This is a genomic window from Pedobacter sandarakinus (assembly GCF_026240095.1).
GTDB classification, from domain to species: domain Bacteria; phylum Bacteroidota; class Bacteroidia; order Sphingobacteriales; family Sphingobacteriaceae; genus Pedobacter; species Pedobacter sandarakinus.
The window spans coordinates 516,180-532,492 of record NZ_JAPIVG010000001.1; the positions used below are offsets into that span (position 1 = coordinate 516,180).

Below are 16,313 nucleotides of genomic sequence, written 5' to 3' on the forward strand. Positions count from 1 at the left end.
CATTAAACAAAACAATATGAAACAATTAAAATTAGTGTTGAGCATCGCATTGGTAACAACAGCCATGCAGCTGTTTGCACAAACCGATAAAGAAACTACCGTTAAAATTCTTAACGAACAAAAATACACTTTCGTGGCCAATTCAGCCATTCCAATGGCTAACATGGATGTTTCTCAGGTTTTATCTAGAATGCCTGGAGGAATGGGTGGAGGGATGATTAACCTGACAGGTAGCCAATACGATTTAAGGGTTACCAAAGATAGTGTAGTCGCTTTCTTACCTTACTTTGGCAGAGCTTTTAATGCACCTACAAACCCAAGTGAGGGGGGAATTAAATTTACTTCCAAAGATTTTAGCTACAAAGAATCGACCAATAAAAAAGGCGCCAGAACAATCTTGATTAATACGAAAGATAACAAACGAGAAAATTATCGTTTAACGTTAAATGTTTCTACTAATGGATATGCAACGCTTGTTGCCACAGGCAATAACAAACAGCCCATTACCTTTAATGGGTATTTGAATGAGCCGAAAAAATAGCTTAATAGTGGAAGCCAGATTTAATCAATCTGGCTTTTCTATGTTAGGATTTAGAAATTTTGATCTCGAAAATATGCGGCCATTTCTTACCGGTAACATATAGTTTTTTGGCAACTTTATCGTATGCAATACCATTGAGAACATTGTTTGCCCGCTCATCCTCGGTTTTAAAATAGTTGTTTGGCAGTAAGCCTAACAAGTTAATCTTTCCTTCTACGGCGCCAGTTGCCGGGTTAATAATTAAGATATTGTTAGTGGTATACACATTGGCATAAATTTTACCATCGATATACTCCAGCTCATTTAGCTGCGATATTGCCCCTTTATCATCGAACACCTCTATTGCACCTATAACTTTGTAGGTATCCTTATCAAGGAAAAAAATACTATTCGACCCGTCGGTTTTGAGGATTTTCTCACCATCGAAGTTTAATCCCCAGCCTTCCTGTGTGCCTTCGTTATATGTAAATTCCGATAATTTTTTGAAACTATTCTTGTCGTAAACAAATCCGGTTTTTTCCCGATAAGTAAGCTGGATAATCTTATCTCCAACTACCGTCATTCCTTCACCAAAAAATTGCTGTGGTAGATCTACTTTTTGCACTATTTCGCCGGTAGCAGGCACTACCCTTCGTAGACTCGAGTGCCCGTAATCTCCTGCACTTTCATAAAAGAAACCGTCGTGGTACTCTAATCCTTCTACATAAGAAGCAGTATCATGCGGCAGGGTTTTAACTATTTTATATGTATAATCTACGGGTGCTTGCCCAGCTAAAATATTAACGTTCGAGGTAAGTTCATCTGCCGCACCCTCACCATAAATCTTCGCCGTGAGCAAATGGTTGCCCAATTTTAAGCCAGTGGTTTCCATTTTAATCGCTGTGGTATCGGTTCTAGCCGCTATGCGTGTACTATCCAGAAAATAAACTACAGAATCTACCTTCTTCTCTTTTCCGAAAAGCAACTGCACATCGAACGGTTTCCCAGATGCAATGTTAAGCCCCATCATGGGAGATACGAAGGAACGGTAGGTACTTGCCGACTTTTCCTTACATGCATTTAAAAATGCAGTGCATGCTATAAGTAAAAATAATTTGGTTGGTTGATTAGTCTTCAGGCCAAAAAGCATCTTCAATATGTTTAAGTGTGTAATTTTTATTTTTTGTAAATGTAATTGCAATAATATCAAAACGGATGTCGTTTTGGTGATTCATAATTTCAATATATGCTGTAGAAGCCAATTCCATTTGTTTTTGTTTGGCCTTGTTCACAAAAGCTTCAGGATCGCCAAAGGCAACAGAGCTTCGAGTTTTCACTTCTACAAAAATCATGATGGCATTTTTGTAGACAATTAGATCAACCTCCGATTTACCATAAGTCCAGTTTTCATCTAAAACCTCATAACCATTTTCCGTTAAGTATTTTTTAGCGATTTCTTCCCCTTGTTTACCCAAATCATTATGACTTGCCATAAGCTTTGCGCTAATCTATTTTACAATTACCGAACCTAAAAATTTCGAAATCTCTCGTTCAACTCCCTTAATTACGCCATAACGTTGCATAAGAATCATTTGATTATCGGTGTCTTTTTCATCCTTTATTTCTTTTAAAAGATTACTTAAAATCCGATCTACCTTTCGCTTTTTGAGGTGGAATATGCCGCCCAATATGGTTGCTTTAAGGTTCATCGATTCATCCTTAACATAAATAAGGTGTTTATTTAACCAGTTCTCGCTCAGCGCATATTCTGAAGTCGAGAGTGTGATGGCTAAATCCGCAATCTCTCTTTTTTCATGTTTGATAAAGTGATTGGCTGTGGGCAACCGGCCGTTGTCAATTTCAGTTTTGTAATATTCGATGATGTCGTTACAAATAGGGTTTTCAAAAACTACATCTGCTAGATTCTGCATCACGAACGAACCGATGTACATGTCATCGATGTGATCCCAATTTACCAACTCATGTCCGTATGCAAGTAACAGGCGAACAATTTCTTTCTCTTGGATCTCATCACTTTCTACGGTAGGTTCTCCATAGCCTGATGGCCCTGCATTGTCATCCCAAAGATGATCTGGCGGACCCAGCGGTTCTGGTTGACCGCTATTATAAGAACTAGAATGGTTAGCCTGGGTTGCCGCCCGCTGGTTGTTCTCAAAATTCTTCTTTACCCTAGTAGAGCGCATTTTGTTAAGCTCAGCAAGCAGAATACTTTCTTCAATGGATAGGAGATTGCTACTTTCTCTGATAAATAACGATGCCTTGATGGGATCTGGAATTTTAGCAATGCTTTCTACGATATCGCGGATAATCCCTGCCCGTTTTATGGGATCATCTCCGGCATCTTTTAAAAGAACATTGGCTTTATAGAGAATAAAATCCTTGCGATTGTTTTCAAGGTAGGTTTTAAAAGCCCCTGCACCAACGTGATGCATGTATGAATCCGGATCATGCCCATCTGGAAAAGATACGATCTTTACGTTCAAACCTTCTTCCAGAATCATATCTAATCCTCTTAACGAAGCTTTAATACCCGCTGCATCTCCATCAAACAGAATGGTAATGTTTTGTGTAAAACGACTGATGAGTTTAATTTGCTCTACCGTTAATGAAGTGCCCGATGATGCTACGACATTCTCTATCCCCGCCTGGTGCACGGACAATACATCGGCATAACCCTCTGCCAGATAGCAATTATCCAAATCTCTAATGGCTTTCTTCGCATGGAATAAGCCATAAAGTACATTTGATTTATGGTAAATATCACTCTCCGGAGAGTTTACATATTTCGGTACATTTTTATCTGTTTTTAAAGTTCTTCCTCCAAAACCAATAACCCTGCCGGTAAAGTTATGGATCGGGAACATCACCCTACCCCGGAAGCGATCGTAAATTTTGCCATTTTCGTTCTTAATGGACAAACCTGTAGCTTCTAAAAATTCTAATTTATGTCCGCCGCCGGTGGCGCTCTGTGTTAAAGCATCCCACACATCGGGCGAGTAGCCAACCTCGAACTTCTTTAAAATGTCTTCCCTAAAACCGCGTTCTTTAAAATAGCTTAAACCTATTCCTCGTCCTTCCTCGGTATCCCAAAGTTGTTTTACAAAAAAGGCAACTGCATATTGCGAAACGATGTACAAACTCTCTTTAGCACTTTGCGCTTCAGCAGCTTCGGCAGAAATTTCAGTTTCCTCTACTTCTATATTGTACTTATTAGCTAAGAACTTGAGTGCTTCGGGATAAGAATATTTCTCGTGGTCCATAACGAACCGCACCGAATCTCCGCCTTTACCACAACCGAAGCATTTATAAATTCCTTTAGTAACCGAAACATGAAATGATGGTGTTTTTTCTCCATGGAATGGGCAATTTCCAATTAAACTGGTACCGCGTTTTTTAAGATGTACGAAATCCCCAACAACCTCCTCAATACGGGCGGTATCCATTATCTTATCTATCGTTTCACGGTTGATCATATTTCAAACCCCTAAAGATTGCTTGCTTGCTATCGTTAACCTTAATATTTTGGTAAATATGCTTCTATCGGCTATTGCATCTAATTTTCCACTTAAGCCAAATAGTTATCTTCTATTTTACCAACGGCAATAACTGGTCGGCAACTAATTTATTGCCTGTTTCATTTAAGTGAACCCGGTCTACTGTTAAAACGCCTTTCTCACTATCATCAGTATTGTGTACAGCTTCATATTCAGTAAAAGTTTTCCTTAAATCACAAAGTGGAAGATTATTTTTCTGAGCCAATTCTCTAATTCCGGCAGCGTATTTGTTTAGGTCGGCATCTAGCTCATTAGTGCCATCTTTCTTTTCGCCTACAACTGATGGTGTACACAATACCACTTTGCTACCTACACCTTGTATTTTATTAATCAATGCCTGATAGAATTTTAGGTACTTGTCGTAATCTGTTCCGGTATGCGATGATTGTTTATGCCATACATCATTTATGCCTACATAGATCACTACTAGATCTGGTTTTTTATTGAGCACATCGTCTTCTAAACGCAAGTATAAATCGTAGACTTTGTTACCGCCAATGCCTGCACCAATAATGTCATATTTGGTAGAGTCTAATGATTTCCTGATTAGGGAAACGTACCCATTTTTAGACACACCCTGTTGTGTAATGGAATCTCCAAAGAAAATAATGCGTTTAGGTTTAATTGTCATTGATGTAAAAATGATAAGGCAAACACCTAAGAATAAGCTGATTCTGATTAATTTTTTCATGTTTTTATTTGGTTGATTGTTTTTCACTTTTATTAAAATTAAGATCCTGGAAGTCGAAGCTAAAATCTGTTAACGGAGATATGGCTTGCATTTTAAAACCGTTGGCGTTACCCTCATGATTTAAACTAAAATTGACAAATGCATCAGCATCCAAACTTCTATCGTACCATTTCACAATGAAGGTATTACCCTTATAAAATGTAAGGTCGCCTTTCAGTTTTGGTGAGTTCTTGGCTTGGAAATGCATTCTGCCATTATTAGCGGTAATGTTTACCTCGCCAAACCATTGATCTTGATAAGTACCAACGTAATTTTTGGCATCAGGTTGTGCAGTGCTTAACTTTTGTTGCGCCGTGATATCTGCCCAAACTTTCGCAACCATTTCATCGGCATCACGCTCATTTTTCAATCGGTTATCATTATACAATTTAATTCTATCTACACCTTTTATCCCTAGATAGCCATCTTTGATACTGTTAGTAATAGAATTAAATGCGGCACCAGACTGCTGGTTGGTTAGTACGATGATTCCCAGTTTCAGTTCTGGTAAGACGGTTACCTGGGTAACAATGCCCGATAAACCACCGGTATGTGTAGCCTGGAATTTACCATTTACATTACTTAAGAACCATCCCAGTCCGTAACTGCTAAAACTTACAGGATTTCCTCCGGCAATGATGGTTTGTGGTGTCCACAATTCCTTTGCAACAGCAGCACTAAAAAGTTTTTTCTCCAGATTTTCACCGTATTTGCCACCATTAATCATGGCTAACACCCATTTGCTCATATCGGTCACACTCGAGTAAATACCTCCGGCTGCATTGGCCACTTCGCCAAAACTCAACCCCACAGGTAGCAGCTTGCCTTGGTAAGGCGCATGTCCGTCTATTACATTTGATTTATCTTTCAAGCGATACCAGGATGCTGCTGTTGTAGACATCGCTAATGGCTTAAAAAACCTGCTTTCAATAAAATCTTCATATGGCATTTTCGAGACCCTGGAAATCACATCGCCCGCAACAATGTAAAGCAGGTTATCGTAATCGTACTTGGTACGGAAAGACGACACAGGCTTTAAATAGCGTAAATTGTGGATTAACTGGTTTTTGGTAACAGTTGATGAATCTGGCCAGATCATTAAATCTCCCGCCCCAAGGCCTAACCCACTGCGGTGTGTTAATAAATCGCGGATGGTAAATTCGTTGGTTACAAATGGATCGTACATCTTAAATTCGGGGATAATATCAGTAACCTTCGTATCCCAGGTAATTTTATTTTCATCCACTAACATTCCCAATGCCGCTGCTGTAAATGCTTTCGTATTGGAAGCTACACCAAAAAGCGTGTTTTCATCCACCTTTTGGTTTGTCTTTATCGAACGTACCCCATACCCTTTTGCATGGATTACTTTTCCATCTTTAATTACAGCGACAGCAATACCGGGTACATTAAACGTTTGGAGTGTTTTCGCTGCTACACTATCAATCTGCTGACTGGTAAGCACTTGCGCCTGGGTGTTTATGCTGGTAAAAAACAGCACAGCGCAAATTGTTTTTATCGTGAAACGAATTAAAAGATGCATGGATTAGTTTTTAAAAGATCGTTTAAAGATAACAATTCTTTCAAAACCATACAGGCTTATTTGCCCTTTTCGAGCTTGTAATCTTTGTGTACAATCAGGAAACTGGCACGTTCTTCCTTTTTAAACGGATAATCCCAATTACCCTGATAGGTTATTTTTGTAGGAAGTTTATCTTCACCAAAATACCCCATTTCAATATTCATCTGCACATCAAAATCGAATAGCAAATTGCCATATTTCATATCGATGTAACGACCTAGAATATTGAAATTGCGTTTATCAAAAATGGTTACCAATTCCTTGATCATAATTCCATCCTTTGTATAACTACTTAAATCTGGCTTTACTGAAACTTTAAAACGGTATACGGGGATAGAATCCAGATAAGTGCCGCTGGTGAAGCCATAGTCGTAATATTGACGCATGTTTGCGGTAAAAATCTCTGTCTTGCTACCAATAAATGGAACCTTAATTGGCCTTCCGGGGTTAAAAATTAAAGTTTTCAGCTTATCTTTATAACTTTCGTTGGTACCTCCCTTGCCATCGCCAGCCGATGCATTTGGCACAAAATCGGTATTATAGGCGTTCATAAAAATGTAGTCGAACATTTCTACCGTATAAAGCTGATACTTGCCATTTTTCTTATAGATCTTTCCTGTATCCTGCTTTACCAGGTATTCCATTTTATACGGACCGCTGTTATTGTGCCTTATTTTACGATAGACCTTTCCATCAACTTTATTGTTTTTATCATAGCTAAAAATGCGGTTCTCAGCAATAAAGCTATATCGTTTCATATCTCTGAACGATTGATAAAACGAAGTATCGTTGATAACCTTATTGATGAAAGTTTCTATGTTTAGCTTTTCCGCTTTAATATTGACCGTAGAATCAAGGGTAATGGTTTTGATTGTATCTGGATTAAAACGCGGTATTTCCTGGGCAAAACCATTATAAAAGAACGTTATAAGGGTACAAACAAATAGGATTTTTTTCATGCTCTGAATAATTGGCAAAAACAATGCCGTTATAACCCGATGTGGATCAATTAGATGTTTGCGAAACAATGTCGAGGATTAATTACCCAATTGTTTCAAGGCAATATAAGCCATTAGGCCGGTGGATAGTTTCAGCGCATCTTCGTCGATATCAAACCTTGGCGTGTGTACCGAGTGTCTGGTGTCTTTTTCCGCATTTCCTGTGCCTAAGCGATAAAAACAGGCATCAGTAACCTGAGAATAGAAGGAGAAATCTTCAGCAGCCATCCAAATATCTAAATCTACCACATTCTCTTTGCCTAAAAAGTCTTCAGCAAAAGATCTTGCATTCGTGGTTAGCTTTTCCTCATTAATTAGAAATGGATAACCTCTATGAATATCAAAGTTGCAGCTACCCCCCATGCTTTCTGCAATCCCTTCAGCCATTTTTTTCATGCGCTTATGAGCTTCTGCCCGCCACTCTTCATCAAGAGTTCTAAAGGTGCCTTCAATTTTTACTTCATTAGGAATTACGTTGGTAGCACCGTTGGCAGTTACCTTGCCGAAAGATAGTACAGAAGGGGTGCGTGGATCGGCATTGCGACTTACAATTTGTTGTAAAGCAATTATAATATGCGATGCAATAACCACTGGATCGATGTTTTGATGAGGCTGTGCACCATGGCCACCCTTCCCGGTAACAGTAACATATAACTCATCTGTTGAAGCCATGTATATGCCCGACCTGAAACCTACTTTACCTGCATCTATCAATGGCATAACATGCTGCCCAACGATATAATCGGGCTTAGGGTTTTCCAGTACACCTTCTTTAATCATGATACTGGCTCCTCCAGGAAGTAGTTCTTCAGCAGGCTGAAAAATAAGCTTAATGGTTCCACCAAAATCATCTTTCATTTGATTTAAAATATATGCAGAACCCAATAGTGATGAAGTATGTACGTCGTGTCCGCATGCATGCATCACACCATTATTGTTAGAACGGTAAGGCTTATCGTTTTCTTCTTGAATAGGCAATGCATCCATATCGCCACGCAGCGCAATAACCTGGTTCGATGGCAATTTGCCTTTGATTATACCTACCACACCTGTGTTAGCGCAGCTTGTAAACTCAATTCCCCATTTGGTAAGTTTATCTTTAACGAATTTTGAAGTTTCAAATTCATGGTAAGATAATTCCGGGTTGGCGTGTAAATGCTGGCGGAAGGCTACAACATCGTTAAAAATATCTTCGGCTAGTGCTTTTACTCTATCTTTGATCATCGGTGATATCTAATTGCGGTGCATTAATTTTTTCTCTAAAAATAAACAAAGTTGGGAATGTAGGCCTGATTTCGCTCATCAATCGTTGTGCCTCAAGCCGTGTTCTAAAATCGCCTACCCGAACATAGTAATTCGGTTCTTTGTAAACCAGGTAAGTATTTAGTCGTGGATACAAGGTTTTAAAGCGTGCTTGCTGGTTAAAAACCTCCCGCCTGTCTGATCCATAAAAAATTTGTACGCGGTAACCATAGGCAGATACAATCGGCTTCCCTGGCTTAACCTCACCTGTTGTTTTATACACAGCTGCTCGTTTGGCAATCAGACTATCTATTAACGGGTCTTTGATAACCGTTACTTCACCCCGTTGTGCTAAAGAAATTTTAAATAGCAATATAAAGAATACGAATGCGTAAAGTTTTCTCATGGTGGTATTACATTGGCGAGCTAAAATTGTTTAGGCAAGCAGCACAAAGATTTTTGCAAAAATCGGTATTCTTTATGGGTTAAGCAAATGGTAGTTTCTCTCGCTCTAGAATATGACCAACTGCGTTGGTGCACTGCATAAAAAAGGCCGCATCATCGATGCAGCCTGTATTATTATTTATTGGCACAATTTAGTTAGCGCCGTGGCAATTCTTATATTTTTTGCCACTTCCACATGGGCAAGGTTCGTTACGCCCAACAGTTGCCTCTTTACGTATAGGCTGCTGTGGAACGGCTTCCCGGGTGTCGCCAAAATCAAATCCTGGCTCTTCTCCACCAAATTCCTGCTTTGTGGTTTGTAATTTTGGCTGCCTAACAGGAGCTGGCGCTTCTCTTAAGTCTTCGGCCTCTTGTTGTACCGGAATACCACCTTTGTACAAGAAACTTACCACTTCTTTATTAACAGCGTTGAGCATATTCTTAAACAAGTTAAAAGCTTCCATTTTATAAATTACCAATGGATCCTTCTGCTCGTAAACTGCGTTTTGAACAGATTGTTTCAGATCATCCATTTCACGTAAATGCTCTTTCCAGCTATCATCGATCAAGGCCAATACAATGGTTTTTTCGAATGCACGAACAACCTCCTTACCTTTATTATCGATCGCTTTTTTCAAATCTACCGCTACTTGAATGCCACGGATCCCATCAGTAAATGGCACCACAATTTGCTCAATATGCTGACCGCGTTCTTCGTAAACCTGGGTTAAAACAGGCAGTGATTGCTGTATAATTGCATCTGATTTGCGGGCATAGAAAGTTTCAGCTTCATCAAATAATCGCTCTGTTAATCCGGCAATATTAGTAGATGCAAACTCTTTCTCGGTGATGGCGGTATCAAAAGAGAAATTTTTAATTACTTCTAACTTAAAGCCATCAAAATTTGCCTCTTCTTTATATTCTGTTACAATGTCTTCAGCAACATCGTAAACCATGTTGTTCATATCTACGTCTAAACGTTCGCCGAACAAGGCATTTTTACGTTTAGCATAAATTACGGTACGCTGAGAGTTCATTACATCATCATACTCTAGCAAACGTTTACGAATACCGAAGTTATTTTCTTCTACTTTCTTTTGTGCACGTTCAATGGATTTGGTAATCATTGAATGTTGAATTACCTCACCATCCTCAATACCCATCCGCACCATGATACCAGAAATTCTTTCTGAACCGAACAAACGCATCAGGTTATCTTCTAACGATACAAAGAACTGCGATGAACCCGGGTCGCCCTGACGACCTGCACGACCACGCAACTGCCTGTCAACACGACGAGATTCGTGACGCTCGGTACCCACAATGGCTAAACCACCCGCCTCTTTAACACCTGCGCCCAACTTAATATCCGTACCACGACCGGCCATGTTGGTTGCAATGGTAACCGTACCTGGTTGACCAGCTTCGGCAACGATATCAGCCTCTCTCTGGTGCATTTTAGCATTCAATACGTTGTGTTTAATTCCACGAAGCTTAAGCATACGGCTTAACAATTCGGAAATTTCAACAGATGTAGTTCCCACCAATACCGGTCTTCCCGCCTTTGGCTCTAGCTGCCCTGTTTGTGGATTAACTGCCGGAATTAAAGCACCTTTAGCATCTAGCTTAGGAACCATTCTACCGGTGGCATCATATTTTGGAATGGGCTTGCCATCCTTCTGTTTAACATTACCTTCTTTATCAAGCTCATATTCTGCCTCATAGTGTGAGTAAGGAAAAACTAAAAATTGAATTTCAGCTGCTACCGCATTGTATTTCTCGCGAACGGTGCGGTACACATAGTCCTGATGATCCAACCTAGAAATATTTCTATTGGTTGGTATTTCCACCACATCGAGTTTATAAATAGACCAGAATTCACCAGCTTCAGTAGTTGCAGTACCCGTCATACCACATAATTTGTGGTACATACGGAAATAGTTTTGCAAAGTTACCGTAGCATAGGTTTGGGTGGCATCTTCAACCTTTACATTTTCTTTAGCCTCAATTGCCTGGTGTAAGCCATCAGAGTAACGGCGACCATCCATAATACGGCCTGTTTGCTCATCAACAATTTTAATCTTTCCTTCATCGATGATGTATTCAACATCAATTTCGAACAAAGTGTAGGCTTTTAACAATTGGTTAACTGAGTGGATACGTTCTGCTTTTACAGAATAATCTCTCATTAAAGCATCTTTCGTGGCCACCTTTTCTTCCAGGGGAAGATCAGATTTTTCAAGCTCTGCTACTTCGGTTCCTACATCTGGTAAAACGAAGAAGTGCGGATCTTCTCCAGACTGGGTAATTAACTCAATACCTTTTTCGGTAAGCTCTACCTGATTATTTTTTTCATCAATATAGAAGAACAATTCAGAATCTACCTTTGGCATATTCTTAGATTGATCTGCCATGTAGTAGTTTTCAGTTTTTAACAGCAAACCCCGTACACCACTCTCACTTAAAAATTTAATTAAAGCTTTGTTTTTTGGCAAACCACGGAAAGCTCTCAATAAAGCCAAACCACCTTCACCTTCTTCGGTTCCAGAGTTGCCTGCATTAATTAACTTCTTGGCTTCGTTCAAAGCCTGTGTTACATAGGCTTTTTGTGCATTAACCAAGCGCTCAATGCGGGGTTTAAGCTCGTAAAATTCATGTTGATCGCCATGCGGAATAGGGCCTGAAATAATTAATGGGGTACGAGCATCATCAATTAAAACCGAATCGACCTCATCTACCATTGCAAAGTGTAACTTACGCTGCACCAGTTGGTCGGGCGTTTGCGACATATTGTCACGCAGGTAATCGAAACCGAATTCGTTATTGGTTCCATAAGTTATATCTGCGGCATAGGCTTTTCTTCTTTCTTCAGAGTTCGGCTCGTGCTTATCAATACAATCTACACTTAAGCCATGGAACTCGAACAAAGGTCCATTCCATTCACTATCACGTCTGGCCAAATAATCGTTCACGGTAACAATGTGCACCCCTTGGCCTGCAAGTGCATTTAAATAAGCTGGCAATGTAGATACCAAGGTTTTACCCTCACCCGTTGCCATCTCTGCAATTTTACCATTGTGCAATACCATACCGCCAATCAACTGAACATCGTAATGAACCATGTTCCATTTCACTTCGGTACCGGCCGCATCCCAGGTATTGGCCCATTGGGCTTTATCGCCAACAATTTTTACATTGCTTTTGCGGGCAGCGTAGTCGCGATCAAATGGTGTGGCGGTAACCTCTAAATAATCGTTTTCGCTTAATCTTCTCGAAGTTTCTTTCACTACTGCGAAGGCTTCGGGTAGTATCTCCAAAAGCACTTTTTCCAATTCAGCATCACGCTCTTTTCCAAGGGCATCAACCTGATCATAAAGCGCAGTTTTCTGGTGCAGATCTAATTCTTCACCCTCGGCTTCAGTCTTTAAAGCAGCAATTTTCCCATCAATCTCAGTTAAAAAAGCCGAAATCCGACCTTTAAACTCGATTGTCTTCGCCCTCAACTCGTCATGATTTAATGCCGATAGCTTGGCATATTCTTCATTTATTTTTACAACCAAAGGCTGTATACTTTTTATATCTCTTTCTGATTTACTTCCGAAAATCTTCGCTAAAAATCCTAACATTATATTTTAAATCGTATTTAGTATTAAAAAACTGCATTATTACAACAACCAAGCCATTGTATTGGTTAAGTCAGTTTGGCAGTTATAAGGGGCTAAAATTAAGTATATATTCTAAATTATCTGTTATTTACCTCGCGATTATTTCTTTGCTAACACAATTGTTAGCATTTAATAGCAGCTATTTAGAAAAGCAAATGCAGTTTAAGGATTAAATGTTAGTCGGGCTGTTTGCTAAATCTTTTTGTTTTGTTGGCAAAGAAGCAAAACACCAGGCATAGCAAACAAAAAGGATATCGCTGCCATCCCGTTTAATAACAAAATACTGTGCGGCTATCTCAAGCAAAATAAGCGATTACCAAATGGACATTTCGCAGCAGTAACCAACGCATCTTTAATTTTAGCAAGCATTTATTAAAAGCATCTGTTCCGTACTTTTTATGTTAGTTATACGCAATTAGGTAATTCACAAAAACCATTTCCCTATTCTCGTGTTGTTTTTAAACATATTAAGAATAATTCCTTAAATTCTCACCTAACCATAATCATTCAGTTATGAATTACAACGAATTCACATCCGCCATTAATGAACACACCACACAGTTAATGAACCATGCCTTAAAATTTACTAAAGACGAGGATGACGCGAAAGATTTGCTTCAGGAGACGCTAATTAAAGGCGTAAGATTTAAAGATAAATTTGACGATGGGACAAACTTGAAAGGCTGGCTTTATGTGATCATGAAAAACACCTACATAAATGATTTTAACCGAAATGCAAGGCGAAATCAGGTAATTAGTGTGCAGGAAGATCTTAACAGTTCGCACCTACTTAAGAGTGCTACGAGAAATAACGGCGAGTCTACATTCGCGTTAGAAGATATTAGAAAGGCTATGTCATCCATTAAAGACGATTATAGAGTTCCTTTTCAAAGGTATTTCGAGGGGTATAAATATGAGGAAATTGCAGTGGAACTGAATATCCCAATTGGCACGGTAAAAACCTATATTCACCAGGCCAGACTGGGACTAAAAAAATATTTGAAAATGTATAGATAAATCTAAAAACCTATGAAAAGTAAATTATTAATATTAAGTGTTGCCTTGGGTCTGGGCTTAGCATCTTGCTCTGGCAACAAGGCAGATAGCGAGAACGCAGACAGTATGAACAACTATACTGATACCAATGCGGTGGTAGATACAAACGTAACCGATACCAGCCAAACTTTAATGGCAGACTCAACCACTAACGCCCCTGCAGATACAAGAAATTAATTTAAAAACCAACTTTTATAGAAACGCGTTGCCAAATGGTAGCGCGTTCTTTTTTTGTCCGTTAATTTGGAAAGTATACAGTAGATTTCTTTCCACTTGCTGTATGAGCTATGCTGGGATTATTTATTTGCGCTGATAGGTTAGATCAGGTACTTTTGGATGCATAAACTTGATATGCGTTACAGGCTGCTTGTTGGGAGCCACATCAATTCAAGCGCATTTAGGTAATAAAGACCATTCGCAAATGACATTTAATACGGGAAAAATATACCTGGCCGACCAAAGGGGTATTGCTGAAACAAGCGTTTCTAAAAGGTTGAGTACACTTAGCTTTGAAAAGTACCAAAGCGAAGATAAAACCCCGATAGGCGATCTATTTTTATGCAATGATGAATTTATTGCGGGTGGAAAAATGTGCTTCTTTCTATCAAAGGTAGATTCTTACCAGATTTTTATACCAATCAATGGTAAAATAAATTTAGTGCAAGACAGTAAACTTTTTGAGGTGGAAGCAGGACAGGTACAGGTGCTGAACCTAAGTAGAGGCGAAGTACTCGAAGTTAGCAATCCTTATGCGAATGAGTATGTAAATTACCTTCAACTTGGGCTCAACACAGATTTGTTCTTAGTTAAGGCCAGTGAAATGTGTTACGACATTGATTATGATGACGCACCAAACCAGCTTTTAGAAATCATTGCGAATGTAAAACTCCCTTTCCTGCTCCATGCAGGTAGATTCGACGGCGAGAACGAAATGGCCTGCAATATTAAAGAGCGTACAAATAACTGTTTTTGTTTTATTGTTAATGGTAATTTTGAGTATCTGGGCAAGCCATTGCGGAGGGGAGATGCAATTTCATTAAAGGGCGTAAATACAGTAGAATTGAAGAGTTCACAGGATGGAGGAACCATTGTAGTTCTGGAGCACCAGTAAGCAAGTAAGGTTAGCTATTTGGTTTTTAAATTTTGGGTTTTGCGTTAGGGATTGGAAGGGTTTAGTACCGATTTTTCATCGGTACCGGAGCGAAGCGGAGCCCTGCAAAGCCCGACCCTTGCGCAGCTTGGGAAACGTCCAAATTATTATGGGGCACAAGCTGTTCTGCTCGGCCTGTTAACAAATTATGACATCCTGCTTAAATTAATGCAAATCGAAACTTTTACCTTCGATAAATCGTTAATACAAGCACATGAGAGGTTTTCGTTTTTCTGATTATAAGCCTGGCGATGCGCCAAAAGGTGGGTTTGATGAGTTGCTGAAATTATTTAGCGAGTTGCTGAACTATACAGCTGGAGATGCAGCAGAGGCATTAAGTTGGCTAAATGAGCTAGACAAGCAATATAAGCTGACAAATAACGAGTATGGGATTGGCAATTTCATAGACGATTTAAAAGATAAGGGTTACCTAACCGAAGATAACCAATCTGGAGAATTTAAGATTACGGCCAAAACGGAGCAAACGATTCGTAAATCTGCTTTGGATGAGATTTTCGGCAAGCTTAAGAAATCTGGTCGCGGTAACCACAACAGCAACCAATCTGGCATAGGTGAAGAAAAGAATGCCGATAGACGAGAGTATAATTTTGGCGATAGCCTGGATCAAATTGACATGACGGCCTCGATACAAAACGCCCAGATAAACCATGGAATTAGTGATTTTACATTAACCGACAGGGATTTGGAGGTGGAAGAGAAAGATTTTAAGACGCTTACTTCTACCGTGTTGATGATTGATATTTCGCACTCTATGATTCTATATGGCGAAGACAGAATTACGCCAGCTAAAAAAGTTGCAATGGCATTGGCCGAATTGATTAAAACAAAATACCCCAAAGATACCTTGGACATTGTGGTGTTTGGTAACGATGCGTGGCCCATTACCGTAAAAGATTTACCTTATTTGCAGGTTGGCCCCTACCATACCAATACTTTTGCGGGCTTGGAATTGGCCACCGACTTGCTACGTCGCCGTAAAACGCACAACAAGCAAATTTTTATGATTACAGACGGCAAGCCAACCTGCCTGAAAGAAAATGGTAAGTATTACAAAAACAGTATGGGCCTGGATAGAAAGGTGATTAATAAAACCTTAAACATGGCCGCCCAATGCAAGCGCCTGAAAATACCTATTACCACTTTTATGATTGCTAAAGACCCTTATTTACAACAGTTTGTACGCCAATTTACCGAAATTAATGGAGGTAGGGCATTTTACAGTTCATTAAATGGCTTAGGCGAATACATTTTTGAAGATTATATAAAAAACAGGCGTAAAACAGTTAAATAAGGTAGCGGGCCGAACGTAAAAGCCGCAAGGCTTTAAACC

At 39.4% G+C, this 16,313-nt stretch carries 14 protein-coding genes; 5 read left to right on the forward strand and 9 right to left on the reverse strand.

Features of this window, described 5'->3' with window-relative positions:
- The first annotated feature begins 16 nt into the window (after nt 1-16).
- Nucleotides 17-541: a DUF4251 domain-containing protein gene (locus OQ268_RS02080; protein WP_265854403.1), complete on the forward strand. Its 525-nt coding sequence runs from the start codon at nt 17-19 to the stop codon at nt 539-541.
- Between the two features lie 43 nt (nt 542-584).
- On the opposite strand, the gene OQ268_RS02085 is transcribed toward OQ268_RS02080, so the two are convergent.
- The 9 genes from OQ268_RS02085 to OQ268_RS02125 form a co-directional block, all read right to left on the reverse strand.
- Entirely contained in the window at nt 585-1,670 is a 1,086-nt protein-coding gene (locus OQ268_RS02085; protein WP_265854404.1) for a glutaminyl-peptide cyclotransferase, read from the reverse strand.
- Nucleotides 1,648-2,013, reverse strand: coding sequence for a YraN family protein (locus OQ268_RS02090; RefSeq protein WP_265854405.1), 366 nt, complete (start codon nt 2,011-2,013; stop codon nt 1,648-1,650). The genes OQ268_RS02085 and OQ268_RS02090 overlap by 23 nt, the downstream gene beginning before the upstream one ends.
- Before the next feature lie 15 nt (nt 2,014-2,028).
- Nucleotides 2,029-4,014, reverse strand: a complete 1,986-nt coding sequence (dnaG, locus tag OQ268_RS02095; RefSeq protein ID WP_265854406.1) for a DNA primase — start codon at nt 4,012-4,014, stop codon at nt 2,029-2,031.
- A 112-nt stretch (nt 4,015-4,126) separates the two neighbouring features.
- Nucleotides 4,127-4,786 (reverse strand): SGNH/GDSL hydrolase family protein, encoded by a 660-nt coding sequence (locus OQ268_RS02100; RefSeq protein WP_265854407.1) that lies wholly within the window; start codon nt 4,784-4,786, stop codon nt 4,127-4,129.
- A 4-nt stretch (nt 4,787-4,790) separates the two neighbouring features.
- A complete protein-coding gene (locus OQ268_RS02105; RefSeq protein WP_265854408.1) occupies nt 4,791-6,368 on the reverse strand; it encodes a serine hydrolase in 1,578 nt (525 codons plus the stop codon).
- 56 nt (nt 6,369-6,424) lie between these two features.
- Nucleotides 6,425-7,366 (reverse strand): hypothetical protein, encoded by a 942-nt coding sequence (locus OQ268_RS02110; protein ID WP_265854409.1) that lies wholly within the window; start codon nt 7,364-7,366, stop codon nt 6,425-6,427.
- Between the two features lie 78 nt (nt 7,367-7,444).
- On the reverse strand, nt 7,445-8,629 hold the full coding sequence (locus OQ268_RS02115; protein ID WP_265854410.1) for a M20 metallopeptidase family protein: 1,185 nt from the start codon (nt 8,627-8,629) through the stop codon (nt 7,445-7,447).
- A complete protein-coding gene (locus tag OQ268_RS02120) occupies nt 8,616-9,053 on the reverse strand; it encodes an SPOR domain-containing protein (RefSeq protein ID WP_265854411.1) in 438 nt (145 codons plus the stop codon). The genes OQ268_RS02115 and OQ268_RS02120 overlap by 14 nt, the downstream gene beginning before the upstream one ends.
- Before the next feature lie 190 nt (nt 9,054-9,243).
- Nucleotides 9,244-12,717 (reverse strand): preprotein translocase subunit SecA, encoded by a 3,474-nt coding sequence (locus tag OQ268_RS02125; RefSeq protein ID WP_265854412.1) that lies wholly within the window; start codon nt 12,715-12,717, stop codon nt 9,244-9,246.
- 552 nt (nt 12,718-13,269) lie between these two features.
- On the opposite strand from OQ268_RS02125, the gene OQ268_RS02130 reads away from it, so the two are divergent.
- The 4 genes from OQ268_RS02130 to OQ268_RS02145 all read left to right on the forward strand — a co-directional run bounded on the left by OQ268_RS02130 (nt 13,270) and on the right by OQ268_RS02145 (nt 16,274).
- On the forward strand, nt 13,270-13,773 hold the full coding sequence (locus OQ268_RS02130) for an RNA polymerase sigma factor (protein WP_265854413.1): 504 nt from the start codon (nt 13,270-13,272) through the stop codon (nt 13,771-13,773).
- A 12-nt stretch (nt 13,774-13,785) separates the two neighbouring features.
- On the forward strand, nt 13,786-13,989 hold the full coding sequence (locus tag OQ268_RS02135; protein ID WP_265854414.1) for a hypothetical protein: 204 nt from the start codon (nt 13,786-13,788) through the stop codon (nt 13,987-13,989).
- 244 nt (nt 13,990-14,233) lie between these two features.
- Nucleotides 14,234-14,923, forward strand: a complete 690-nt coding sequence (locus OQ268_RS02140; protein WP_265854415.1) for a pirin family protein — start codon at nt 14,234-14,236, stop codon at nt 14,921-14,923.
- A gap of 253 nt (nt 14,924-15,176) precedes the next feature.
- The gene (locus tag OQ268_RS02145) at nt 15,177-16,274 is read left to right on the forward strand and encodes a vWA domain-containing protein (protein ID WP_265854416.1); all 1,098 of its coding nucleotides are present in this window, start codon (nt 15,177-15,179) and stop codon (nt 16,272-16,274) included.
- Nucleotides 16,275-16,313: the final 39 nt, after the last annotated feature.

Coding starts and splice junctions, on each gene's coding strand:
- OQ268_RS02100 (WP_265854407.1), bottom strand. CDS start 4,786: ATGAAAAAATTAATCAGAATCAGCTTATTCTTAGGTGTTTGCCTTATC.
- OQ268_RS02135 (WP_265854414.1), top strand. CDS start 13,786: ATGAAAAGTAAATTATTAATATTAAGTGTTGCCTTGGGTCTGGGCTTA.
- OQ268_RS02120 (WP_265854411.1), bottom strand. CDS start 9,053: ATGAGAAAACTTTACGCATTCGTATTCTTTATATTGCTATTTAAAATT.
- OQ268_RS02080 (WP_265854403.1), top strand. CDS start 17: ATGAAACAATTAAAATTAGTGTTGAGCATCGCATTGGTAACAACAGCC.
- OQ268_RS02105 (WP_265854408.1), bottom strand. CDS start 6,368: ATGCATCTTTTAATTCGTTTCACGATAAAAACAATTTGCGCTGTGCTG.
- OQ268_RS02110 (WP_265854409.1), bottom strand. CDS start 7,366: ATGAAAAAAATCCTATTTGTTTGTACCCTTATAACGTTCTTTTATAAT.
- OQ268_RS02145 (WP_265854416.1), top strand. CDS start 15,177: ATGAGAGGTTTTCGTTTTTCTGATTATAAGCCTGGCGATGCGCCAAAA.
- dnaG (WP_265854406.1), bottom strand. CDS start 4,014: ATGATCAACCGTGAAACGATAGATAAGATAATGGATACCGCCCGTATT.
- OQ268_RS02115 (WP_265854410.1), bottom strand. CDS start 8,629: ATGATCAAAGATAGAGTAAAAGCACTAGCCGAAGATATTTTTAACGAT.
- OQ268_RS02130 (WP_265854413.1), top strand. CDS start 13,270: ATGAATTACAACGAATTCACATCCGCCATTAATGAACACACCACACAG.
- OQ268_RS02085 (WP_265854404.1), bottom strand. CDS start 1,670: ATGCTTTTTGGCCTGAAGACTAATCAACCAACCAAATTATTTTTACTT.
- OQ268_RS02140 (WP_265854415.1), top strand. CDS start 14,234: ATGACATTTAATACGGGAAAAATATACCTGGCCGACCAAAGGGGTATT.
- OQ268_RS02125 (WP_265854412.1), bottom strand. CDS start 12,717: ATGTTAGGATTTTTAGCGAAGATTTTCGGAAGTAAATCAGAAAGAGAT.
- OQ268_RS02090 (WP_265854405.1), bottom strand. CDS start 2,013: ATGGCAAGTCATAATGATTTGGGTAAACAAGGGGAAGAAATCGCTAAA.